General features: G+C 49.4%; 19 protein-coding genes, 1 tRNA gene and 1 pseudogene. 17 read left to right on the plus strand and 4 right to left on the minus strand.

The window, feature by feature from the left end:
• Positions 1-2: 2 nt before the first annotated feature.
• Together erpA and NSMM_RS15820 are read left to right on the plus strand one after the other, a co-directional pair.
• Positions 3-374, plus strand: coding sequence for an iron-sulfur cluster insertion protein ErpA (erpA, locus tag NSMM_RS13910; RefSeq protein ID WP_090288399.1), 372 nt, complete (start codon positions 3-5; stop codon positions 372-374).
• Positions 375-636: 262 nt separating this feature from the next.
• Complete coding sequence (locus NSMM_RS15820; RefSeq protein WP_176753987.1) at positions 637-795, plus strand: hypothetical protein; 159 nt, start codon at positions 637-639, stop codon at positions 793-795.
• 40 nt (positions 796-835) lie between these two features.
• Here the strand turns inward: NSMM_RS15820 and NSMM_RS13915 are convergent, their stop codons facing one another.
• Both NSMM_RS13915 and NSMM_RS13920 read right to left on the minus strand, forming a co-directional pair.
• Positions 836-1,927 carry an anhydro-N-acetylmuramic acid kinase gene (locus NSMM_RS13915; protein ID WP_090288368.1) on the minus strand — a complete coding sequence of 364 codons (1,092 nt, stop codon included), beginning with the start codon at positions 1,925-1,927 and terminating at the stop codon, positions 836-838.
• Positions 1,928-1,933: 6 nt separating this feature from the next.
• A complete protein-coding gene (locus tag NSMM_RS13920; RefSeq protein WP_090288370.1) occupies positions 1,934-3,247 on the minus strand; it encodes a M23 family metallopeptidase in 1,314 nt (437 codons plus the stop codon).
• Between the two features lie 107 nt (positions 3,248-3,354).
• Here NSMM_RS13920 and tyrS point away from each other — a divergent pair, with 107 nt between their 5' ends.
• The 13 genes and pseudogenes from tyrS to NSMM_RS13985 form a co-directional block, all read left to right on the plus strand.
• Positions 3,355-4,578, plus strand: coding sequence for a tyrosine--tRNA ligase (gene tyrS, locus NSMM_RS13925; protein WP_090288371.1), 1,224 nt, complete (start codon positions 3,355-3,357; stop codon positions 4,576-4,578).
• Between the two features lie 15 nt (positions 4,579-4,593).
• Positions 4,594-4,866: an exodeoxyribonuclease VII small subunit gene (locus NSMM_RS13930; RefSeq protein ID WP_425412388.1), complete on the plus strand. Its 273-nt coding sequence runs from the start codon at positions 4,594-4,596 to the stop codon at positions 4,864-4,866.
• A complete protein-coding gene (locus NSMM_RS13935; protein ID WP_090288374.1) occupies positions 4,863-5,756 on the plus strand; it encodes a polyprenyl synthetase family protein in 894 nt (297 codons plus the stop codon). The genes NSMM_RS13930 and NSMM_RS13935 overlap by 4 nt, the downstream gene beginning before the upstream one ends.
• An 80-nt stretch (positions 5,757-5,836) precedes the next feature.
• Positions 5,837-7,699, plus strand: a complete 1,863-nt coding sequence (gene dxs / locus NSMM_RS13940) for a 1-deoxy-D-xylulose-5-phosphate synthase (RefSeq protein WP_090288377.1) — start codon at positions 5,837-5,839, stop codon at positions 7,697-7,699.
• Between the two features lie 75 nt (positions 7,700-7,774).
• Positions 7,775-8,584, plus strand: a complete 810-nt coding sequence (gene folE2 / locus NSMM_RS13945) for a GTP cyclohydrolase FolE2 (protein ID WP_090288379.1) — start codon at positions 7,775-7,777, stop codon at positions 8,582-8,584.
• 57 nt (positions 8,585-8,641) lie between these two features.
• Positions 8,642-8,718: transfer RNA gene (locus NSMM_RS13950), tRNA-Met, on the plus strand.
• 364 nt (positions 8,719-9,082) lie between these two features.
• Positions 9,083-9,688, plus strand: coding sequence for a DsbA family protein (locus NSMM_RS13955; RefSeq protein ID WP_090288381.1), 606 nt, complete (start codon positions 9,083-9,085; stop codon positions 9,686-9,688).
• 450 nt (positions 9,689-10,138) lie between these two features.
• On the plus strand, positions 10,139-13,411 hold the full coding sequence (locus NSMM_RS13960; RefSeq protein ID WP_090288382.1) for a helicase-related protein: 3,273 nt from the start codon (positions 10,139-10,141) through the stop codon (positions 13,409-13,411).
• The gene (locus NSMM_RS13965) at positions 13,365-14,225 is read left to right on the plus strand and encodes a DUF4391 domain-containing protein (protein WP_218121145.1); all 861 of its coding nucleotides are present in this window, start codon (positions 13,365-13,367) and stop codon (positions 14,223-14,225) included. Before NSMM_RS13960 ends, NSMM_RS13965 begins: the two co-directional genes overlap by 47 nt.
• Entirely contained in the window at positions 14,222-14,623 is a 402-nt protein-coding gene (locus tag NSMM_RS13970) for a GxxExxY protein (protein WP_090288386.1), read from the plus strand. Before NSMM_RS13965 ends, NSMM_RS13970 begins: the two co-directional genes overlap by 4 nt.
• A 50-nt stretch (positions 14,624-14,673) precedes the next feature.
• Complete coding sequence (locus NSMM_RS13975) at positions 14,674-16,635, plus strand: site-specific DNA-methyltransferase (RefSeq protein ID WP_090288388.1); 1,962 nt, start codon at positions 14,674-14,676, stop codon at positions 16,633-16,635.
• Positions 16,636-16,647: 12 nt separating this feature from the next.
• Positions 16,648-19,716 (plus strand): type III restriction-modification system endonuclease, encoded by a 3,069-nt coding sequence (locus tag NSMM_RS13980; protein WP_090288390.1) that lies wholly within the window; start codon positions 16,648-16,650, stop codon positions 19,714-19,716.
• A gap of 69 nt (positions 19,717-19,785) precedes the next feature.
• A pseudogene (locus tag NSMM_RS13985) lies at positions 19,786-19,991 on the plus strand (IS256 family transposase); the annotation flags it as partial.
• Between the two features lie 14 nt (positions 19,992-20,005).
• Here the strand turns inward: NSMM_RS13985 and NSMM_RS15380 are convergent.
• The gene (locus NSMM_RS15380; protein ID WP_143001960.1) at positions 20,006-20,275 is read right to left on the minus strand and encodes a hypothetical protein; all 270 of its coding nucleotides are present in this window, start codon (positions 20,273-20,275) and stop codon (positions 20,006-20,008) included.
• A 7-nt stretch (positions 20,276-20,282) separates the two neighbouring features.
• Entirely contained in the window at positions 20,283-21,785 is a 1,503-nt protein-coding gene (locus NSMM_RS13990; protein WP_176753988.1) for an alginate export family protein, read from the minus strand.
• 318 nt (positions 21,786-22,103) lie between these two features.
• Here NSMM_RS13990 and NSMM_RS13995 point away from each other — a divergent pair, with 318 nt between their 5' ends.
• The gene (locus NSMM_RS13995; RefSeq protein ID WP_176753989.1) at positions 22,104-22,415 is read left to right on the plus strand and encodes a transposase; all 312 of its coding nucleotides are present in this window, start codon (positions 22,104-22,106) and stop codon (positions 22,413-22,415) included.
• 57 nt (positions 22,416-22,472) lie between these two features.
• The coding region (locus tag NSMM_RS14000; RefSeq protein ID WP_245654826.1) for an IS1595 family transposase at positions 22,473-22,963 on the plus strand (491 nt) is incomplete at its 3' end.

Raw genomic sequence — 22,963 nt, forward strand, 5'->3', positions numbered from 1 at the left:
AAATGAATCAAATATCAACAAATCTTGAAGTAACGAGTGGAGCACAGTATTCGCTGATTTTTACAGATGGTGCGGCTAGCAAGGTTAAGGAACTGATTGACGAAGAAAACAATCTGGCCTTAAATTTGCGTGTATTTGTCAGTGGTGGTGGCTGTTCTGGCTTTCAGTATGGCTTTGCGTTTGATGAAATCATTAATGAGGATGATCTCGTGATGGAGAATCAAGGCGTGAAGTTATTGGTAGATTCGATGAGTTTCCAGTATCTGACCGGTGCGGAAATCGATTATCAGGAGAATGCGCAGGGAGCACAATTTGTCATCAAAAATCCCTCTGCGGCATCCACCTGTGGCTGTGGTTCCTCGTTCTCGGTGTAAAAATGTGTGAAGGGATAATCTCGTCCTCTCATCCATTCACACATCGATTGTAGTACGGCGCGTCATCAACCGAAACAATGCGCCTGCTGTACCCAGTATTCGCTGAAGACTTTTATGACTGATTCGTTACGCTGGTAATCTTGGTAATGGCAGTCGGTTGCCGCCAGGATGTGGTACTAAGTAAGCCGTCTGTGCCGGCAATCGGGCGTCCCAGTGTGGATGAATACAACCACAGTTATAGCGATCAATGAGTGGCAGGTGCTTGCGCAGAAATATCATTCCTGCCTGGTTGAGGAAGCCCAATGCGGATAATACCCTGACTGCCGATATCGCCAATTATGAGCAGGCAAAATTCCGTGCCGAAATTGAATGGATCTACGACAAGCTGACAAAGGCAAAGATGCGACTCGATGGAAAATGATTCTTGCGTTGTCGGGAAAAATATCCGGTACCGGCAGGGATCAGGCGTGATGGATTGTACCTAGTATTCTGGCACCACTTGCTCCGGTAACAGCGGGCAGATTACCTGGCAAACCTTCGATTGTTCGTTGGGCAAGCCACGCAAAAGCACAGGCTTCCACCCAGTCGATGGGAATACCTAGTGCATCGGTCAGTTCAATTTTGTGGTGGGGTATGGTTTCGCGCAGCATCATGATCAGTGCGGTGTTATGCGCACCACCGCCGCACAGATAGAGTTCTTCTGCGCAAGGATACCAAGTCATGATCGCATGCTTCATCGCCTCAACCGTAAAACTGAGCAGAGTTGCCTGAACATCCTCCGGACGTTCGCTTCCGGAAAGGAGGGTGGCGAGCCAATCAAGATGGAATAACTCGCGTCCGGTACTTTTGGGAGGCGTTTGTGTGATATACGGTGAAGTCAGCAGTTTTTCGAGCAAGTGAGGAATGATATTGCCGGATTTTGCCCAATTGCCATTGTGATCATAAGCCACGCCGGTGTGCTGGTGGCACCAGGCATCCATCAGCATATTGCCTGGCCCGCAATCGAAACCGGTAACATCGCTTTTTGGCGGCAGGCTGGTGATGTTGGCGATCCCGCCGATATTAATGATCAGGCGATGAGTGTGTGGATGGGAGAAAACTGCTTGATGGAAAGCCGGCACCAGCGGTGCGCCTTGTCCACCGGCAGCGATATCACGATTTCGGAAATCGCTAATGACCGTGATGCCGGTCAATTCTGCCAGTAGGGAGGAGTTGACGAGTTGAATACTGTACCCATCCTGTGGACAATGCCTGACCGTCTGCCCATGACAGCCGATTCCGAGAATCTGGGATGGTACTATCTCCGTCTGTGTGAGCAGTTGATTAACAATTTCCGCATAGGAGCAGGTAAGCTGATTGGCAAGTACAGCAGCCCGATGCAGTTCATTTTCACCGGGTGCATTCAACGCCAGCAGATCCGCCCGCCGTGTGTTGTCAAACGCGGTAAAAGCAGTACCAATCAGCATTGGTGATCGGGAAAAATCAGTCAGTGCGGCATCGATACCATCCAGACTGGTGCCTGACATCAGCCCAATATAATATGAGCTGCTCAAGCGACTTTACTGTAAGGCGGCCATTTCGGTGTTGCGCAGCAGTTCGAGTCTGGCGAGCAGTTCTCTGCTTTGTTTTTGAAAAGCGGTGCGGTATTTTTTATTAATGGCGGCGGCAGCCGGCATGACGATCTTGGTCGGATCCTGTTGGACTCCATTCACCCGCAGTTCATAGTGAAGATGCGGGCCGGTCGCCATGCCGGTCGCGCCGACATAACCAATGATATCGCCTTGCCTGACACGTTGACCCGGTTTCAGATGGCTGGTAAATCTGGATAGATGACCATAAGCGGAGCTGTATGGTCCAGCATGCTGCAAAACAATCAAATTACCATATCCTTTTTGCCAGCCTTGATATTTGACACGTCCATCGGCCGTTGCCATGATTTCTGTGCCTGCCGGAGCAGCGTAGTCAATTCCTCTATGCGCACGCCATTTCTTGAGAATCGGATGATAGCGTTTATTGGTGAAGCCTGAGCTGATCCGTGAAAATTTGAGCGGTGCCATGAGAAAAGGTTTGCGGAGATTATCACCTGAAGGGGTGTAATAGTCACCTTGACCTTCAGCTTTAAAATATACAGCCCGGTGTGGCTTGCCTTTGTTGCTGAATTCCACAGCAAGAATGCGTCCGGGTTGAGTTTGTCCACTGTCATCCTGATGGGATTCGTAGATGACGGTAAAACGGTCACCCTTATGGACGCCACGGTGAAAATCGATGTTGCTGGTAAAAATATCGATCATTTGCAATGCAATTTCGCTCGGGAGTCCGGCTTCATTGACAGCAGCAAACAGAGAGTGGGTGATCACGCCCGATGAGATTTGCAGTGTGGTATTATCATTTTGGCTTGATTGTTCTTTTAATTCAAAAACACCATCTACTTTTTCTACCTGCAGTTGTTTTCCATTGCCGTAAAAATAGCGTAGCAACAATAGTTCTCCGTCTGGACGGATTTCGGCATGTACGATCTCGCCTGGCTTGAGTCTGTGCAAAGCTTCGCTGGTACGTGAGGTATCGAGAACATTCAATTTGTCCTGTTGGTTGACATTCAACCGATCAAGAATCGCATGAATGGTATCGCCCCGGCGAATACTTTCCTGATGCCAGAAAGTCATATCAGGGTCAGAAATTGCCAGGTTCTCCGGCAAAGCCAGCGGGCGCACAACCCGTTCGTTGGAAATTTCCTGAAAGGATGCATCTGGCATGATGCCAAAGGCGGTGACCATGCCAAATAGAGGAAGGCTAAGCAGAAGGGTTAGCCAGCGGGTGCGTTTCTGCGATAATATATTCGTTTTTTTGGGGGGCAGGTAAGGTTGATAATACATTAACAATACTTCTCCTCATTTATTAACAAATAACCTGAATTCAACCTTAAGTCTAACATGTAACCGCATAAATAATATGACGACGTCCACATTTTTATCCAGTTACCGTGCCTGAACTATCCGTGAAGCAAGCTATACAAGTCATCAAGCGTGGCTGCCATGAATTGCTGATCGAACAGGAGTTGGTGGAGAAGCTGCATAAATCTGTACCACTTAGAGTCAAGGCAGGATTTGATCCTACCGCGCCAGATTTACATTTGGGTCATACGGTCTTGCTGAATAAGCTTAGATTGTTGCAGGATATGGGTCACCATGTTCTATTTCTGATCGGCGATTTTACCGGCATGATTGGAGATCCTAGCGGTAAAAATACTACGAGACCGCCCTTAAACCGTGAACAGGTTGCCATCAATGCTGAGTCCTATACTACACAAGTATTTAAAATACTCAGGCGAGAACAAACGGAGGTTGTGTTCAATTCAACCTGGATGGATCAATTCAATGCGGTTGATCTCATCAAGCTTGCCGCTACCCATACCGTGGCGCGCATGCTCGAACGTGATGATTTCGATAAGCGCTATCGCAACAATCAGCCCATCGCCATTCATGAGTTTCTTTATCCGCTGATTCAGGGATATGATTCCGTCGCGCTCAGAGCCGATCTTGAACTGGGTGGGACCGACCAGAAATTCAATCTGCTGATGGGGCGTGAGCTGCAAAAACATTATGGACAGGCTCCACAATGTATCCTGACCATGCCGTTGCTTGAAGGGCTCGATGGCGTGCAGAAAATGTCCAAGTCTCTCAATAATTATATTGGTATTACCGAATCGCCAACGGAAATATTTGGTAAATTGATGTCGATCAGCGATACGCTTATGTGGCGATATCTGGAGTTGTTGTCATTCGAATCACTGGAAACGATACAGCAATGGCGCAGTGAGGTTTACCAAGGACGTAATCCTCGTGATATCAAAGTACAGCTTGCACTGGAAATCGTCACGCGTTTTCATGGCCTGATAGATGCAGAAAAGGCGTTGGTAGATTTTGAAGCGCGTTTTACCAGAGGAGCACTACCCGATGAGTTGCCGGAAAAAGCGCTGCATATTACTGGAGATGTCATTCAAATTCCGCAACTGCTTAAGCTTGCTGGACTGACAGCAAGCACCAGTGAGGCTTTGCGTATGATAGAACAGGGTGGCGTCAGATTGGACGGGAACAAGGTTAATGATAAGACCATCGTTATCCCGCTTAATGCCACAGTAATAATCCAGGTTGGCAAACGGAAATTTGCAAAGGTTACGCTTTTGCCAGAAAAACCGGGTGCCTAGAAAACGATTCACACCATGAGCGCCATGAAGAAAAAAACCACAGAGACTGAAGCGATTCCTCAAGCGAAAACGCAGCCGCAGGACTTTGAGCACGCCGTAGCCGAGCTGGAAGGTATTGTTGTGGCGATGGAGAGTGGGCAGATGAATTTGCAGGAATCGCTTTCTAACTACAAGCGCGGGATGGAGTTGTTACAATATTGTCAGACGACGCTGGAAAACTCACAACAACAAATCAAAATATTCGAAGCGGATATGCTTAAAAATTTTACGGTTACGGACAGCCAATGAGCGCTGATTTTTCTGTCTGGATGAACGATTGCCTTGCGCTGGTTGAAGTATGTCTGGATAAACATCTTGCCACAGTAGATTGCGCGCCAGCACGTTTACATGAGGCGATGCGCTACGTCGTACTGGGTGGGGGTAAGCGGGTACGCCCTTTGTTAGCACTCGCGGCCGGAGAGCTAAGTGGGGCGGATCAGGAGCGTGTAGTATTGACTGGAGTGGCAGTTGAGCTAATTCACGCGTATTCTCTGGTGCATGATGATCTGCCGTGTATGGATGATGATACTCTGCGGCGCGGGAAGCCAACTTGCCATATCCGTTACGATGAAGCAACTGCGTTACTGGTAGGTGATAGTCTGCAGAGTCTGGCTTTTCAGATATTGGCACAACCTGGTCTGACGCAGAACCCAGGCAAACAGCTGGAGATGGTTGAACAGCTTGCGATAGCTGCGGGTTCGCGTGGTATGGCCGGCGGTCAGGCGATTGATCTGGATAGTGTCGGGAAGACATTGAGTTTGTCGGAACTGGAATTCATGCATATTCATAAAACCGGTGCGTTGATTCGAGCCGCAGTCATGCTGGGAGCGTATTGTGGTGATGAATTGAATGCATCTCAGATCAAGCAACTCGATCATTTTGCAAAATGTATTGGTCTAGTATTTCAGGTGGTGGATGATATTCTGGATGCGGAGGCTACGACGGATACACTGGGCAAAACTGCTGGCAAGGATGCGGAAAACAATAAACCGACGTATGTTAGTATATTGGGTGTTAAACAAGCGCGTGAACTGGCAAAATCAATCCACCAGGATGCCTGCCAAACTCTGGATAAGCTTGGAGCCGATGCTACCCGCTTGCGGCAGGTGACCGATTTTATTATTGAGCGTGAATTTTAAAGCTGTTCTGAAGTGCAGCTAACTGTTATCACGTATCTTTTACATCCCATCCATTTCTACTAAGTTTTTTTCTGATCCTGATGTATCCATTACTTGATGGTATCGAAACACCTGCACAGTTACGTGCCCTGAAACGCAGTCAATTGCCACAGCTTGCCAGTGAGCTGCGGCAATTCCTAGTGGAGTCCGTTGCCGGTACTGGCGGTCATTTGTCGTCCAATCTTGGTACTGTCGAATTGACGATTGCTCTGCATTATGTATTCAATACGCCCTATGATCGATTGGCCTGGGATGTGGGTCATCAGACCTATGCGCACAAAATATTGACTGGCCGTCGTGCCGGAATGGCGCGGTTGCGTATGCATGGTGGAATTGCTGGGTTCCCGCGGCGTGATGAAAGTGAATACGATACCTTTGGTACGGCGCATTCGAGTACTTCCATCAGCGCTGCGCTGGGCATGGCAGTCGGTGCGCAGATTAGTGGTCTGAAGCGTCAGGCCATTGCCGTGATCGGTGATGGAGCAATGAGTGCCGGCATGGCCTTTGAGGCACTGAATAATGCCGGAGTGATGGATACCAACATGTTGGTAGTCCTGAATGATAATGATATGTCGATTTCGCCACCAGTCGGTGCACTCAACAACTATCTGGCCAAGTTGATGTCGGGCCGATTCTATGCAACTGCGCGCCGTGCAGGAGAGCGGGTTCTGGGTGTGGTGCCTTCGATGCTGGAGCTTGCCAAGCGCGCGGAAGAACATGTTAAGGGAATGGTTACACCAGGCACGCTGTTCGAAGAATTTGGTTTTAACTATATCGGACCAATTGACGGGCATGATCTCGATATTCTTTACGCCACTCTGAACAACATTAAGCAATTGGAAGGTCCTCAATTCCTGCACGTCGTCACGCGCAAAGGTAAAGGATACAAACCGGCTGAGGAAGATCCAATTTTGTATCATGGCGTGGGGAAATTTGATCCTGCGCAGGGTATTGTTGCCAAGGCAGCAGCAAAAAAACTACCGTACACCCAGATTTTTGGCGATTGGCTGTGCGATATGGCTGCACGCGATCCGCGTCTGATTGGCATTACCCCTGCCATGCGTGAAGGTTCCGGATTAGTTAGGTTTTCAAGTGAATTCCCGGACCGCTATTTCGATGTTGGCATTGCCGAGCAGCATGCCGTTACTTTTGCTGCAGGTGCTGCCTGCGAAGGATTGAAACCGGTTGTTGCAATATACTCAACCTTTCTGCAGCGCGCCTATGATCAGTTGATTCATGATGTTGCCATCCAGAATCTGCCGGTGTTATTTGCGATTGATCGTGCCGGGCTGGTTGGGGCTGATGGACCCACGCACGCGGGCAGCTTTGATCTGACCTATCTGCGTTGCATTCCCAATATGACGGTCATGGCCCCTGCGGATGAAAACGAGTGTCGGCAGATGTTGTATACCGCTTTTCAGATGAAAACCCCGAGTGCAGTGCGTTATCCGCGTGGTACTGGTCCTGGTGTTGAAATCGAGCAGGAAATGCGGGCTATTCCGATTGGTCGCGGAGAAATACGTCGCCAAGGTCAGCAAATTGCTTTGCTTGCATTTGGCAGCATGTTGTCACCTTGTCTGGAGGCTGCCGAAGTGCTGAATGCCACGGTTGCAAACATGCGCTTTGTTAAACCCTTGGACCACACTCTGATTGATTCCTTGGCAGCGGAACACGAACTGCTGGTGACGGTCGAAGAGAATACTGTCATGGGCGGTGCAGGAAGTGCAGTTCTCGAATATCTTGCCAGCCGCGGTATCGTCGTGAGTGTGGTGCAACTCGGTTTGCCTGATAGTTTTATCGATCAAGGCGATCCGGGACAAATGCTCGCTGATTGTGGTCTGGACAAAAATGGTATTGTGCAGGCAGTTCAACAAAGAATGACTACCAAGGTTGCTAGTTGTTAAATGGCTGTTTTGTTTTAGGGTTAACAAAACGGCATATAAAATATACCGGCTCGTTATCAACTGATAGGAAATGCTATGAATAAGCAGATCGATTTACCCATTGCAGATGTACAGAACTCTGCAGATACCAGGCGAATCGCAATTGACAGGGTGGGCATCAAAGCCATACGTCATCCGGTTAAAGTGGGAGATAAGGATGGTGGTGTACAGCATACGGTAGCACTTTTTAATATGTATGTTGATCTACCTCATAATTTCAAGGGAACGCACATGTCCCGTTTTGTGGAGATCTTGAATAGCCAGGAACGTGAGATCTCGGTAGAATCGTTTGAAAGTATTCTGCGTGCCATGGTTGCCAGACTGGAATCGACTTCCGGGCGTATCGAAATGACATTCCCTTATTTTGTGAACAAGGCGGCTCCAGTGTCGGGTGTGCAGAGCCTGATGGATTATGAGGTCATGTTTATTGGGGAAATCGGCCAGCCATCTGGTCAGTATACTTTCACCATGAAAGTCGTCGTGCCGGTTACCAGCTTATGTCCATGTTCCAAAAAAATATCGGATTATGGTGCGCATAACCAGCGATCACATGTCTCGATTGCAGTTAAAACAAATAGCTTTGTATGGATCGAGGATATTATCCGGATTGCCGAAGAAAACGCTTCTTGTGAACTGTTCGGGTTGCTCAAGCGCCCCGATGAGAAATATGTTACGGAAAAAGCTTACGATAATCCAAAATTTGTTGAAGATCTGGTGCGTGATGTTGCCGAGGTGCTAAATCGAGATAACCGGATAGATGCCTATGTGGTGGAATCAGAAAACTTTGAATCTATTCATAACCACTCGGCCTATGCGATGATTGAACGTGATAAACAAAAATCTTAAAACCGGCTGAAATAGTTGACTGAGATCAATTAAATTCTGTATAGTGTAAGGCTCGGACGCGGGGTGGAGCAGTCTGGCAGCTCGTCGGGCTCATAACCCGAAGGTCGCAGGTTCAAATCCTGCCCCCGCAACCATTTCAAACGTAACACTCTTCTCTCATATCCTCCTCCACAAAAAATTTTCTTGTTGCGCGCCAGCTTAGTTTTTACAAGGTACATGTCAGGCGGGTTAAGAAGGGGGCACGCAATGAAATTATCTTATCTGTTCCTGTTGGCTTTAGGTGGCTATCTTTAGTATCGGGGTGGAGAAAACCAGTTGAAAATCAATGTCGTGTCCGAATATGAGGCTGAACAAAAAAACTGGAAAGTAACGGCAAAAAATGAATACGGCATACACATCCAACCTGTCGTCGTATAGAGTAATGGACATTGGTGTACGCTCTTTTTCGTGACTCCGAATACTCAACCCGTCACCACGTTATATTACATATATGACGCCATGTGCAGTTGGTGCTATGCATTCAGCCGCAGCTGGACTGCGTTGCAACTGGCATTGCCAAAAAATATCGAGATTATTCATGTGCTTGGAGGATTGGCGCCGGATACGTCGGAGCCGATGCCGCCAAGTATGCAGAAACATATCCAGCAGGCATGGCGCCAAATTGAACAGACTGTTCCTGGTGTTCAGTTCAACTGGGATTTTTGGTCACAGAATCAACCGATCCGCTCAACCTACCCGGCCTGTCGCGCTATCCTCGCAGCCAGAAAGCAACGAGAGGAAGCCATGTTGCCCATGCTGCACGCCATACAGCAGGCGTATTACCGGCGTGCTCAAAATCCTTCACTGTCATCTATTTTGGAAAAATGTGCCGGTGAAATAGGGCTCAATACGAAGATTTTTAGCGAGGAACTGAATAGCCCAGAAACCATACAAGTTTTGCAGCGCGAAGTTCAGCTAGCGAGAAGGCTGGGGGCCCATTCTTTTCCAGCCTTACGGTTATTGCACAATGGTAGCGTATCCCCGGTTAAAGTGGATTATGTAAACTCCCAGACCATGCTGAATGAAATAAACATGATTATTCGAGAATCTAGTCGGAAAGCATGAAATTGAGAGCATCTATATGCAAGATACATTTAATTTCGTCGGCGATACCGTTTTTCATGATTAGTTCACGCGGCTGCAACACTTCCAGTAATGCAACCATCGGCTTGACTACAACCGGGATCAATCTGGGCGACTAGATAGCATGGTAACCACGCGCTGGCCACGCAGCCCCTTGCCTTGCTCGGGCGTAATTATCCATGCCTTCGTCCAGAAAAGTGTAGGAGAAAGCGTTTGACAATCACTACTGCCTAATATATTAGAGGCTATTTTAAGCTGGGGATGCTGAGCCCAGCATCCCCGTTACCGCCTCTGGCGTAGCAAGAAAATCAATCGCCCATGAGGAGCTAGAAAAATGGCCGAGATGGAAGACCGCTGGTTATCAGTAGACGAGATCGACGAGTGGGTTAAGGCTGGTGGCGCGATAGACCGTAACAAGAAGGGTTCTAATGAATGAAGATCATCGACAACATCAATTCTTTGTTGGGCGACGATCTGAAGGCCTCCATCTACCCCAAGGCCAAACTGAAGATCGCAGCATCGTGCTTTTCGATCTATGCCTATGAAGCCTTGAAGTTGGAACTCTCAAAGATTGATTCGTTGGAATTCATCTTCACCGCTCCAACCTTCATTCCTAACGAAGTTACAGACAAACTCAGAAAAGAACGCCGAGAGTTTTTTATCCCTAAGGTCAACCGGGAACGCAGCCTCTTTGGCTCCGAATTTGAAATCCAGCTTCGCAATAAACTCACCCAGCGCGCTATTGCCCGCGAGTGTGCCGAATGGATGCGCCGCAAAGTCAGATTCCGCTCTAATAAAACCAAATCTCCGATGCAGCAGTTTGCCTGCATTCAGGGGCCTTCGCTGGAAGCGGCCTATATGCCTTTGCATGGTTTCACCGCCGTGGATCTGGGATATCAGCAGGGTGATGCTGTTTCCAACATCGTCAATCGGGTAGAAGAGACGGCCTTTACGTCGACATACCTTCAGCTCTTTGACCAGATCTGGAATGATCCAACGAAACTTGAAGATGTGACTACCGCGATCTGTGATCATATCGCGTCGGTCTATCAGGAAAATTCGCCAGAGCGCATCTACTTCCTGATGCTCTACAACATCTTTAGTGATTTTCTCGATGATATCGACGAAGATGTCCTGCCCAATGACCGCACGGGTTATCAGGACACGCTGGTCTGGAACAAGCTTTTCAATTTTCAGCGTGATGCCGCCATAGGCATTATCAACAAGCTGGAAACCTATAACGGCTGCATCCTGGCCGACAGCGTAGGGCTTGGTAAAACATTCACAGCTCTGGCCGTTGTGAAATATTACGAGCTGCGCAACCGTTCGGTGCTGGTGCTGTGTCCCAAGAAACTTGCAGACAACTGGCTGAATTACAACAGCAACCTGACGACCAACATCTTCTCCAGGGATCGCTTCAATTATGATGTGCTGTGCCACACCGATCTGTCCCGCACCTCGGGAGAGTCGTTTGGCACTCCTCTGAACCGCGTTAACTGGGGCAATTATGATCTGGTCGTGATCGATGAGTCGCACAATTTCCGCAACAACGATGCCGTTAAAGACCGGGAAACCCGCTATCAGAAACTGATGAACCAGATCGTCCGCCAGGGCGTTAAAACCAAGGTTCTGATGCTGTCCGCCACCCCAGTCAATAACCGCTTCAATGATCTGCGCAACCAACTCGCGCTGGCTTACGAAGGCGACTCTGAAAATCTCAGCAAGAAGCTGCGCACGGACAGATCAGTGGAAGAAATCTTCCGCAATGCCCAGATGGTCTTCAATAAGTGGTCAAAACTGGCACCTGAGGATCGCACGGCGCGAGCTATTCTGGATTCCCTTGATTTTGACTTCTTTGAGTTGCTTGACAGCGTCACCATCGCCCGTTCGCGCAAGCACATCCAGACCTTTTACGACACCAGTGATATAGGCCAATTTCCCGAGCGCCGCAAACCGCTCTCATTTCATTCGCCACTGGCCGGGCGAACGGATGTCATGAGCTTTAACGAGATCTTTGAACAGCTCTCGTTGCTTAAGCTCGCCGTCTATGCGCCGATTAGCTACATCCTGCCCAGTCGGCTCAAAAAATATGAAGACCTGTACGACACGCAGGTAGAAGGTGGCAAAGGGAAGCTGAAGCAGGCAGATCGCGAAAGAAGCTTGCAGGCATTGATGACGACCAATCTGCTCAAGCGTCTGGAAAGCTCGGTTGAGGCTTTTCGGCTTACCCTGAAAAGCCTGCATGACAACCACGCCCGGACTCTGAGCAAAATTACTTCATTCAGGGTCGCAGGCGCTGCTGGCAGTGTCTTTGGCTGGACCGAAGCCATAGCAAACCTCGAAGCCGAGGAGGATGATATCCCAGTTCCGGATGACGCCGAGATCGGTGGCAAGGTGAAGATAAACCTTGCCGACATGGATCTTCCCTCGTGGGAACATGATCTGAAGGTTGATCTGGAAGTTATTAACGCCTTGCTAAGCTCCATGGCAAAAGTCACCCCCGAGGACGACGCCAAGCTGCAACACTTGAAATCCCTGATTCTCGGCAAGATTAACAACCCTATCAATGACGGCAATAGAAAGATACTTGTTTTCACTGCCTTTGCTGACACAGCCAACTACCTCTACAACAATCTAGCGGATACCCTCCTGGCAACGCAGAGGCTGCACACCGGGAAAGTAACCGGCAAGGATGTGCCGAAGTCAACCCTCAAAAAGAATTATGATTTTCAGTCGCTGTTGACGCTTTTTTCTCCTCGCGCCAAGGAGAAGGCCCAGGTGCTGCCAAATGAACCAGCTGAATTGGACCTGCTGATTGGCACCGACTGCATTTCCGAAGGGCAAAACCTTCAGGACTGCGACTATCTGATCAACTACGACATCCACTGGAATCCGGTTCGTATCATTCAGCGATTTGGCCGGATCGACCGTATCGGCTCCATCAACAAAACTATCCAGTTGGTCAACTACTGGCCCGACATTTCTCTGGATGAATACATCAATCTTAAGGAGCGGGTCGAAAATCGAATGGTCATTGCCGACGTGACAGCCACTGGTGACGATAACGTCCTCACCGCAAAAAGCAGCGATATATCCTACCGGAAAGAGCAACTTCGGCGGCTGCAGGAGGAAGTGATCGAGCTAGAGGACCTGAAAACCGGTGTATCCATCACTGATCTTGGCCTGAACGATTTCCGTATGGACCTGCTGAATTATGTCAAAACTAATGGCGACCTCGCCAACGTGCCCAATGGCTTGCATGCGGTTGTCCCCGCCAGACCCGAGCTGGGATTGCACCCTGGTGCCATCTTTGCCCTGCGCAACTGCAACCATGCGGTCAATATCAATCAGCAGAATCGGTTGCACCCCTACTATTTGATCTATATCTCTGGCGACGGGCAGGTCATTGCCAACCACACCGAGGTCAAAACACTGCTGGATCTGGTGCGTTCCAGCTGCAAAGAGCAATCGGAGCCCATTCAGTCGGTCTGCCGCCTCTTCAATCAGCAGACCGACGAAGGCCGGAACATGAAATCTTATTCCAACCTTCTGGATACCGCGATCCGTTCGATGATCGACGTCAAGGAGGAAAAAGATCTGGACAGCCTCTTCTCCGGTGGCAGAACCACGGCCCTGGTGAACACCATTGCAGGGCTTGATGATTTCGAACTCATCGCCTTTCTTGTGGTACAGGAGGGAGCGTGATGAAGCCACGAAACACACGAAAAGTGAAAAACGGGAAATATTCTTCTTTCGCGTCGTTCGCGATTTTCGCGGTCACAAAATGGGGATGGGCATGAGTACGTTATTTGCCTACCCCGAACCGGCAAAGTTCGGGCGTATGCTGCCCAAAAGTAAAATATATGAGTACGCAAGCACGAGTACTGCCGTTAAAAATCTGTTTGTCCGGCAAGTGAAACAGATTGTCTGGCAATTCAAGCTTGCCCCGGAAACCGTCAACCTTAAGGGGACGCCGTCTGTTCCGGAGATCCAGATTTTCAGTATTGCTCTTAAGGGGGGCGAACTGAAAACAGAGGCGCTGCGTTGCATTGACCTGGCCATTTCCTTTCCGATCATTTTTGAGCTTCAGTTCGACGGCAAAGTAAAATCCATTGCCGCCTTTAAAAGACCGAGCGAAGCGGATGCCGGCAAGTGGGTTATTAGTGAATATTTCGTTAGCGACTGGGTAAAAGAGTTAACCACGGAAAACACAGAAATTAACAAACAAAATCCTTCCGTGCCGTCTGTGTATTCCGTAGTTCAAAGAAAGCCTTTACCTTTGGTAAGAGATTTGGGGCAGTTGTATGAAAAAATACTCGATGGATTGATGCCCTATCCGGCACGGCTGGGCGAAGACCTGCAAACACGGGTGGAACGGATGGAGCGCATTCGCCTCAAGCAGCATGAGCTGGAGCGTTGCGAAGTCCGGCTCCGCAAAGAGAAACAATTTAACCGCAAGGTTGCGATCAACGCCGAGCTGCGTGAGCTGAAACAAGAACTGGAAGGATTGATCTCATGAACCACGAAAAACACGAAAAGCACGAAAAAATACTGTATAGAGAAGAAGTGTTCGCCATTCAGGGTGCCATCTTCGATGTGTATCGTGAAATGGGCTGTGGTTTTCTGGAAGCCGTCTATCAAGAGTGTCTGGCAAAAGAGCTGAGGCAACGAGGAGTTCCATTCCAGCCGCAAAAAGAATTAATCCTGACCTACAAAGGGCAGGCTCTGGAGCAGCGATACAAACCTGATTTTATCTGCTTCGACAAAATCATTGTTGAGTTGAAGGCGGTTACGGAGTTAGGCAAAGCACACAAGGCCCAGCTGTTCAACTACCTGAAGGCAACCGGATTGAAACTCGGCTTGTTGGTCAACTTTGGCCACTACCCCAAAGCGCAAATTGAAAGAATCATCCTATGAAACACTTTCGAGTATTTCGTGTGTTTCGTGGTTAAAGAAAGAGGTTGTATATGGAAAAGATGAAAATGCACTCCCCGAACCTGACTCAGGAAAATATCGCCCGTATCCGTGAGCTGTTTCCCGGCTGCGTGACCGAGGCTCATGGCGAGAATGGTCAGCTGAGGCTGGCGGTAGACTTTGATCAGTTACGACAGGAATTGTCGGAATCCATCGTGGAAGGCCCCCAAGAACGTTACCACCTCAACTGGCCCGGCAAGCGGGAAGCCCTGCTCACCGCGAACGTGCCCATTGCCAAAACCCTGCGCCCCTGCCGGGAAGAGAGTGTGGATTTTGATACCACGAGGAATCTGTTTATCGAGGGCGACAATCTGGAGGCCTTGAAGCTGTTCCAGGAGACCTACCTCGGCAAGGTCAAGATGATCTACATTGATCCGCCGTACAACACGGGTAACGACTTTATCTATGAAGACGATTTTGCCGAGAATGTAGAAGAATTCCTGAAAAGGTCAAATCAGAAAGATGAAGAAGGCAATCGGCTGATTGCTAATACCGAGGCCAATGGGAGGTTTCATTCGGACTGGCTTTCTATGATATATCCGCGATTAAAACTTGCGAGGAATTTACTGCAGGATGACGGTGTTATTTTTATTAGTATTGACGATAGCGAACTAGCCAATCTCCGAAGGATGTGTGATGAAATATTTGGGGAATCCAATTTTGTATCAAATATAGTTTGGCAATCGCGAACCTCAATTTCGGATGATCATGAGGTGTCAATGAATCATAATCATACGGTCATATACTCTAAAGACCGTGTTCATCTGAAGTTTTACGGTGAGAAGCTCAACGAATCGGAATATCAAAATAGGGATAATGATCCAAGAGGGCCATGGAAACTGGTTCCGCTAGACGCAAATAAGCCCGGGGGAAATACACATTATCCTATTTTGAATCCCAACACTGGAGAGGAATACTGGCCGCCTGAAGGTCGGAGTTGGGCAATAAACCCTGAGCAATATAAGAAACTATGTGATGACAATAGGATTGCCTTTGGGCTAGGTGGTGATTCGGCTCCAAAAAGAAAGCTTTTCCTAATGGAAAGACATGAGAAAGGAGACACCAGGACACCAAGCTCTATTCAAATATTTTGTGGGACTACGAAGGATGGATCTGCTGAAGTTGTCGAGCTATTTGGGAAAAAAAAGATTTTTAGTTATCCAAAGCCAACTACTTTTATATCTAAGTTAATCCAATTTGGAATCTATAACGAGAAAAACCAGATACTTTTAGATTTCTTCGCAGGTTCTGCCACTACCGCCCATGCTGTCATGCAGCTTAACGCCCAAGACGGCGGCAACCGCAAATTCATCATGGTGCAGCTTCCCGAGCCCTGCGATGAACAGTCCGAGGCATTCAAGGCAGGCTATAAAACCATCGCCGAGATCAGCAAAGAACGTATCCACCGCGCTGGCAGGAAAATCAAAGACGAGTTAACCGCGAAAGGCGCTAACAACGCGAAAAATAAAGAAAAATTATTCGCCGAGGGCGATAAAGAAACCTTTCGCGACGTTCGCGATTTTCGCGGTTCCAAAGATTTGGATATCGGCTTTCGCGTCCTCAAGGTCGATACATCCAACATGGCCGACGTCTACTACACGCCGGACGCCATTGACCAAAGTCAAATACAGCTCTTCACCGACAATACCAAGTTAGACCGCACACCCGAAGACCTGCTCTTCCAGGTATTGCTGGACTGGGGCGTAGATCTTTCACTGCCTATCCGAAAAGAGGTCATCCAGGGCAAGACCGTCTTTTTTGTCAATGAGCCGCCCTACGATCTTGTCGCCTGCTTCGATACCGGCGTGAATGAGGACCTGGTCAAGGAGCTGGCCGGATTTGAACCGCTGCGTGTCGTTTTCCGTGACAACGGCTTCGCATCTGATGCTGTCAAGATCAACGTGGAGCAGATCTTTAAGCAGATGTCTCCGGGCACTGAAGTGAAATCGATATAAGGAGGGCTTGGCATGAAACTAAAGTTCAAAGTCCAGCCCTATCAAACCAATGCGGTGGAATCCGTGGTTGACTGCTTTGCCGAGCAGGTGAATACCTCGGGCATTGCCTACCGGATCGACCCGGGCGTGGCGAAAAATAGGACGGAGTATACACAAGCCAGCCTTTTGGAGGCTCATGGTTTCAAGAATGCTGATATTCAACTGACCGGCGCCCAGCTGCTGGCCAATATCCATGCTGTCCAGCGGCGACAGAATCTGTCCTTGTCGGACAAGCTAGTGTCAAGCGCCGGATGCAAGGTCAATCTTGATGTGGAGATGGAAACCGGCACCGGCAAAACCTACTGCTACATCAAAACCATTTTTGAGATGAACAAGCGCTACGGCTGGACCAAGTTCATCGTGGTGGTACCCAGCATTGCCATCCGTGAAGGCGTACTCAAATCGCTGGAGATTACTGCCGAGCACTTTACCGAGAGCTATGGCAAGAAGGCCCGCTTCTTTGTCTACAACTCCAGGCAGCTGCACCATCTGGAAAGCTTCTCTTCCGATGCAGGCATCAACGTCATGGTCATTAATATCCAGGCGTTCAATGCTACGGGAAAGGATAACCGCCGCATCTATGACGAACTGGACGACTTCCAGTCGCGCAAGCCTATCGATGTGATCAGCAGCAACCGCCCCATCCTGATCTTGGATGAGCCTCAGAAAATGGAAGGCGAAAAGACGCTGGAGGCGCTGGCCAAGTTCAAACCATTGATGATCCTGCGCTACTCGGCCACCCATCGAACCACGCACAACAAGATCCACCGCCTCGACGCCTTGGACGCCTACAACCAGAAGCTGGTGAAGAAGATCGCGGTGCGTGGCATTGCGGTGAAGGGTCTCGCTGGTACCAACGCCTATCTCTACCTGGAATCCATAGAGATTTCCAAGAAGGCACCGGTTGCCCGAATCGAAATGGAAGTGCGCCAGGGCGGCGGGATCAAGCGGATCGTCAAACGCCTGGAGCGCGGCAAGGATCTGTTCATTGAATCAAACGAGCTGGACCAATATCGCGGCTTTGTCATCGCCCAGATCGACGCCAACAAGGACACAATTGAGTTTACCAGCGGACAGGTGTTGTCGGCAGGTGATGCAACGGGTGATGTAACCGAAGCGACCATGCGGAGAATTCAAATTCGTGAAGCCATCAAAGCGCATCTGGAGAAGGAAAAGCGACTCTTTACACAGGGCGTCAAGGTGTTGTCACTTTTCTTTATTGATGAAGTCGCCAAATATCGCGATTACAGTCAGGCGGATGACCAGGGAGAATATGCCCGTATTTTTGAGGATGAGTACGAACAGCTTAAGTCTGAATATTTAGGCGAGCTGGCGCTTGATAATGAGGCTTACCGCACGTATCTGGCCGACATCAATGTTGGTCGTACCCATGACGGTTACTTCTCCATCGATAAAAAAACCAAGAAGCTTACCGATCCGAGCTTCAAGACACGTGGAGAGGGCGCCGGGCTCTCAGATGATGTCGATGCCTATGATCTGATCCTGAAGGATAAGGAACGGCTACTCTCCTTCGCGGAACCGGTCCGGTTCATTTTTTCCCATTCCGCCCTGCGCGAAGGTTGGGACAACCCCAATGTTTTCGTCATGTGCATGCTCAAGCACAGCGACAACACGATCTCGCGCCGCCAGGAAGTTGGCCGAGGGTTGCGGATCAGCGTCAACCAGCATGGGGATCGTATGGATAACCCGGCAACGGTTCATGACGTGAATATCCTGACCGTAGTCGCCAGCGAGAGCTACAAGGACTTTGTCGGAAATCTTCAGCGCGAGATCAGCGGCTCCCTCTCTGCCCGCCTCCGCAAGGCGGACGAAGCCTACTTCACCGGAAGAACCATCACCACGGAAACCGGTGTGCTGGAAATTACCTCGGTTATGGCCAAGCAGATATATAAGTATCTGCTCAAGAACGACTATACCGATGACGTGGATCAGGTTGCCGAAGCCTACCACAAGGCAAAAGCCAACGGGACCCTTGCGGCGCTTCCGTCCGAGCTTGCCCCTCACGCAGAACAAATTTTTAGCCTGATCGACAGCGTCTTCAGCGAGTCGCAGCTGCCCCCCGTGGGGGATGATCGCAAGCCGAAGACTAATCCGCTGAATGCCAACTTCGAGAAAAAAGAATTCAAGGCGCTATGGAACCGTATCAACCAGAAGGCCGTGTACCGTGTTGAGTTTGATTCCAGTGAACTCATACAGAACTGCATCCGGACGCTCGACAAAGAGCTGCGGGTGACGCCGCTGACTTACACGATTCAGAAAGGTGAGCAGGCAAATCAGGCAAGTTACGAGCAACTCAAGTCTGGACAGATCTTTGAACTGCGCGAAACGGGCACCGAATATGGAACATCCGTCCATTCCATGGTCACCTATGACCTGCTCGGGAAAATCGCCGAAAACACCCAACTGACAAGAAAGACAATCGCTGAAGTTTTAAGCGGTGTTCAGACGGCAGTTTTCAAGCAATTCAAACAAAACCCGGAGCATTTCATTGCCGAAAGTTCACGACTTATCAATGAGCAGAAGGCAACGATCATCATTGAACGGCTGAGCTACGACAGCATCGCTGAGACCCACGATATCGATATTTTCACCGCAGGCCAAAGCAAACAGGATTTCACCAGGGCCAGCGAGAAGCTGAAGAACCACATCTACGATTATTGTGTAACCGACTCAAAGGTTGAGCGGAAGTTTGTGGAAGAGCTGGACACCAGCACCGAGGTGGTCGTTTATGCAAAACTTCCCCGAGGCTTCCTGATTCCTACTCCCGTTGGCGACTACAACCCGGACTGGGCCATTTCGTTCAAGGAAGGCTCGGTCAAACACATCTATTTCGTTGCCGAAACCAAAGGGTCCATGTCCAGCATGGAGCTGCGGGCCATCGAGCATACGAAAATCGACTGCGCCCGCAAGTTCTTCGCGGAGATCAACCGCAGGATTGATCCCGAACACGTGAAATACGACGTGGTGACTAGCTATGGGAAGCTGATGGAGATTGTAGGCAATGGAGAGACATCCGCTTAAACCCAAGACTGGGAGTATAAAAAATCTGTATAAGCGGTACTCTGTCCATGTATTTGAAAAAAAAACAGAATGCTGGTATCAGGTCAGCTTGTCGACTAGTTATTAGCTGACTATAAACCTCTCCAGAAGGCCTACCTGGTGAGTAAAGCATCCTCAAGCAATTGACGAAAAAGCTTGCTGAGCATGCCCTTGAAGCCGGGATGGAGCAACATCCTGGTTATGCCAAACATGATGTTGCCGGTAACAATACCGGTAATTTACGCAACGGCAAAAGTTCTTCATGATTAGTTCACGCGGCTGCAACACTTCCGGTAATGTCGAAACCCGTGGCGGTAGGTAATAATGGAGAACTGTTCGATAGTCTCGATAGTAAGTAGATGGCAAGGCTGCAGGGGATGGCTTGCCGGCACGATAATCGCATGGTGCTATGTGTAATAGGGAAAAGATATCGGATCAGTGACATTGCCCAGTGCTTCTGTTGCAATCCGATGTCCGCCTGGCCATCCAGCAGCATGGAGACGGTCTTACTCGAGCAGGACTGATGGAGCACGGAGCGCACTTTTTAATCAGAATCTCACCGTGGTTTGCACGAAAAAATAATTGGTGTCTTTTTCGCCGTTTATGGGCAACCCTCCCCGGTTGGCCAGTTGCGTCAGGCCATCAAAAAAACTACCCTTGAACCAGTGCTGATAACCGGCTTCCAGATCGGTAGTTTCTCTGATCCGGTAACGCCCGACCAGCTCGATGTCATGTCCAAGAAAGCTTCCGGAACTGCCTGTCCTGTCCTGCAGGTTGGAAAATCCCGGCAGGGCGGACCCAGAGAGCGCGTCGCGCTTCTCCGCGAGCCAGTTCAGATGATGCTTGATAAATATCCTGAAGTCATCCCTGGGAAGAGCGGTCAAGCGCCATCCCACCTTGATCAAGTTCGAGTGACTGAATGGCCCAAACAGACTGGTGTGCCCAAGATCTGGGCGGCGTAATCCGAACAGGCGGTCGAAAGTGGCGCTCTGATCGCCATCTGGATTCCTGGTGCCGCTGGCATAGACGAATTCTCCGGCCAGGCGCGGAATCCAGGGTTGGTTCAGGGTGTATGCGAGGCGCGCGAAGGCCATCCAGGCGAAGTGGTCCTTGCCGTGCCGGTCACCAACCTGTGCTGCGCCTTCGAGGTCATAATCTAACTCTCCTGTTTGCTCCGATTCGAAATCGCTGCGCTGTCTGATGTCTTTTTTGACGATCCGCGCGCCTGTGGTGTGTAGATGCTTTGCGCGGTTGGACTGTCTGTCGAATTCATCGCTGAGCCCCAGATAATAGATTTCGCCGCTGGCCCATTTGTTTTGGGTTGACTCGAAGGCCGTTCCCCAGAACAGCGTGCGATTCCGCGCGTCATCCAGTTCATCGTTTTTGCGGTTGACTGGTGCGGTCAGGAATGCCCGCACGCGCCAGTCCTTGTTGTTGCCGATCGACAGATGCCCGCCATCAAAGTTATTGGTGGTATTCGGGAAATCGTTACGCCCGATCAGCCGCGCCGCGCCCAGTTCCAGAGTCATGCGACCGAAATGTAAATCGGTTCTAAGTTCAGTGCCGAATACGTTCTTAAAAGTGGCAGAGCCAAACAATTGCAGGATGTCGAATTTATTTGCGACTTCACGTCCAGCAAAATCACCAGCCTGGGCGAAATGCGTGCGCGAATCCTGTCCTTCGAATAACACCCAGTATGGGCCACGATTGATCCCCAGCCGCACACGCGACTGCAGCGGTAATTGAGTGTTGTCGGCGTTGCGTTGTCCGGTGCGCCAGTTGTTCGAGACGAACTCGAAACGTGTGCGCTGACTCAATCCGAATTCAACCCAGTCTGGCAAATTAAGCGCCGCCTTGGCTATCCGATTCCATTTGATGCGATTGGCACGCACCAGAGCTTCGTCGGGCACTTCGCGCCATTCCTTGGAATGAAACGTTTCTTTGGCGCGTTGCGCGGCCGCTTCCAGCGTCGGCCTGGCGGATGCGAGCGGTTGTTTTGTAATAAAAATTGTCAATAACAGAACTAGAAGGGTTTTTGATTTAAGTTTCATAATATTTTGCGCTCTTGTATGCTTTTCTGGTATTCCAGTAAGTGCATGATTTTTTGTTTTTGATATCCACTGAGCCATGGCGGGTACTGTCTACAGCACGGAAAATTACTTGCCTGGAATCCGTTTGATGATTTCCAGGCGGGGCTGAAACAGGGTTAATCTTCATTTTTTATATCGCTCCTGTTTATTCAAGTACGCATTCTAAGTGTGATGTGTTATCAATAAAACTAATATATTTCCTGATTAGTTACTTCTCTCAGAAATCTTGTAAAATCTACAAATTGCGAAGAAACGTAGCAAAATCAGAGGAGGATGGCAATGGCGATGAATAAAATTCAGTTTCAGGCAGGCCTGTCACTGCATGAATTTCTGCATCAATATGGCACGGAAGCACAATGTGAAGCAGCATTGTTTGCTGCGAGGTGGCCACATGGCTGGAGATGCCTGCGCTGCGATGCGGAGCGATATTCCTGTACCCATAACGGCCGCAAGCTATGGGAATGCCTGGGTTGTGGCTACCAATGTTCTTCAATTGTCGGCACCGTGTTTGAAAATACTAAATTACCGCTAAGAACCTGGTTTCTGGCCATTTACTTGATGACGCAAAGCAAGAATGCGGTCAGTGCATAGGAACTCAAACGTCAGCTGGGGGTAAGTTACAAAACGGCATGGTCGATCAAGCATAAGCTGTTACAGACCATGCTGCTGCGCGAAGAGCAACGCCGTCTGGATGGACGCGTGGAGGTTGACGATGCTTATCTGGGAGGTGAAAGGGCGGAAAAGCGCGGCCGGGGCGCGACAAGTAAGACGCCATTTGTAGCGGCAATACAAACAAACAGCGAGGGGAAGCCACTTTATATACGCTTGACTCCCGTAGCGGGTTTTACATACGAAGCGCTCAAACAGTGGTCGGCTGAATGTCTGTCATCTACTGCACGAGTCGTATCTGATGGTTTGGGGTGTTTCGGGGCGGTTACGCATACAGCCGCGCAGCATGAGCGCCATATTGTGGGAAGTGGCAAATCTGCTGTGCAGCGTGCCGAGTTTCGCTGGGTCAATACGCTTCTTGGCAATCTCAAGACTGCCTTCAGCGGAACCTACCATGCATTCAATCACGCCAAGTATGCACAGCGCTATCTTGCAGAATTCTCCTATCGCTTCAATCGCCGTTTTGATTT

The organism is Nitrosomonas mobilis, from assembly GCF_900103035.1.
Taxonomy (GTDB): domain Bacteria; phylum Pseudomonadota; class Gammaproteobacteria; order Burkholderiales; family Nitrosomonadaceae; genus Nitrosomonas; species Nitrosomonas mobilis.

Bases quoted from the DNA above. Each gene is read 5' to 3' on its own strand.
- NSMM_RS13920 (WP_090288370.1), bottom strand. From the start codon at position 3,247: ATGTATTATCAACCTTACCTGCCCCCCAAAAAAACGAATATATTATCG.
- NSMM_RS13955 (WP_090288381.1), top strand. From the start codon at position 9,083: ATGTGCAGTTGGTGCTATGCATTCAGCCGCAGCTGGACTGCGTTGCAA.
- NSMM_RS13935 (WP_090288374.1), top strand. From the start codon at position 4,863: ATGAGCGCTGATTTTTCTGTCTGGATGAACGATTGCCTTGCGCTGGTT.
- folE2 (WP_090288379.1), top strand. From the start codon at position 7,775: ATGAATAAGCAGATCGATTTACCCATTGCAGATGTACAGAACTCTGCA.
- NSMM_RS13995 (WP_176753989.1), top strand. From the start codon at position 22,104: ATGGCGATGAATAAAATTCAGTTTCAGGCAGGCCTGTCACTGCATGAA.
- NSMM_RS13970 (WP_090288386.1), top strand. From the start codon at position 14,222: ATGAACCACGAAAAACACGAAAAGCACGAAAAAATACTGTATAGAGAA.
- NSMM_RS13990 (WP_176753988.1), bottom strand. From the start codon at position 21,785: ATGAAACTTAAATCAAAAACCCTTCTAGTTCTGTTATTGACAATTTTT.
- NSMM_RS13930 (WP_425412388.1), top strand. From the start codon at position 4,594: ATGAGCGCCATGAAGAAAAAAACCACAGAGACTGAAGCGATTCCTCAA.
- NSMM_RS13975 (WP_090288388.1), top strand. From the start codon at position 14,674: ATGGAAAAGATGAAAATGCACTCCCCGAACCTGACTCAGGAAAATATC.
- NSMM_RS13965 (WP_218121145.1), top strand. From the start codon at position 13,365: ATGATTTCGAACTCATCGCCTTTCTTGTGGTACAGGAGGGAGCGTGAT.
- NSMM_RS13960 (WP_090288382.1), top strand. From the start codon at position 10,139: ATGAAGATCATCGACAACATCAATTCTTTGTTGGGCGACGATCTGAAG.
- NSMM_RS13980 (WP_090288390.1), top strand. From the start codon at position 16,648: ATGAAACTAAAGTTCAAAGTCCAGCCCTATCAAACCAATGCGGTGGAA.
- dxs (WP_090288377.1), top strand. From the start codon at position 5,837: ATGTATCCATTACTTGATGGTATCGAAACACCTGCACAGTTACGTGCC.
- erpA (WP_090288399.1), top strand. From the start codon at position 3: ATGAATCAAATATCAACAAATCTTGAAGTAACGAGTGGAGCACAGTAT.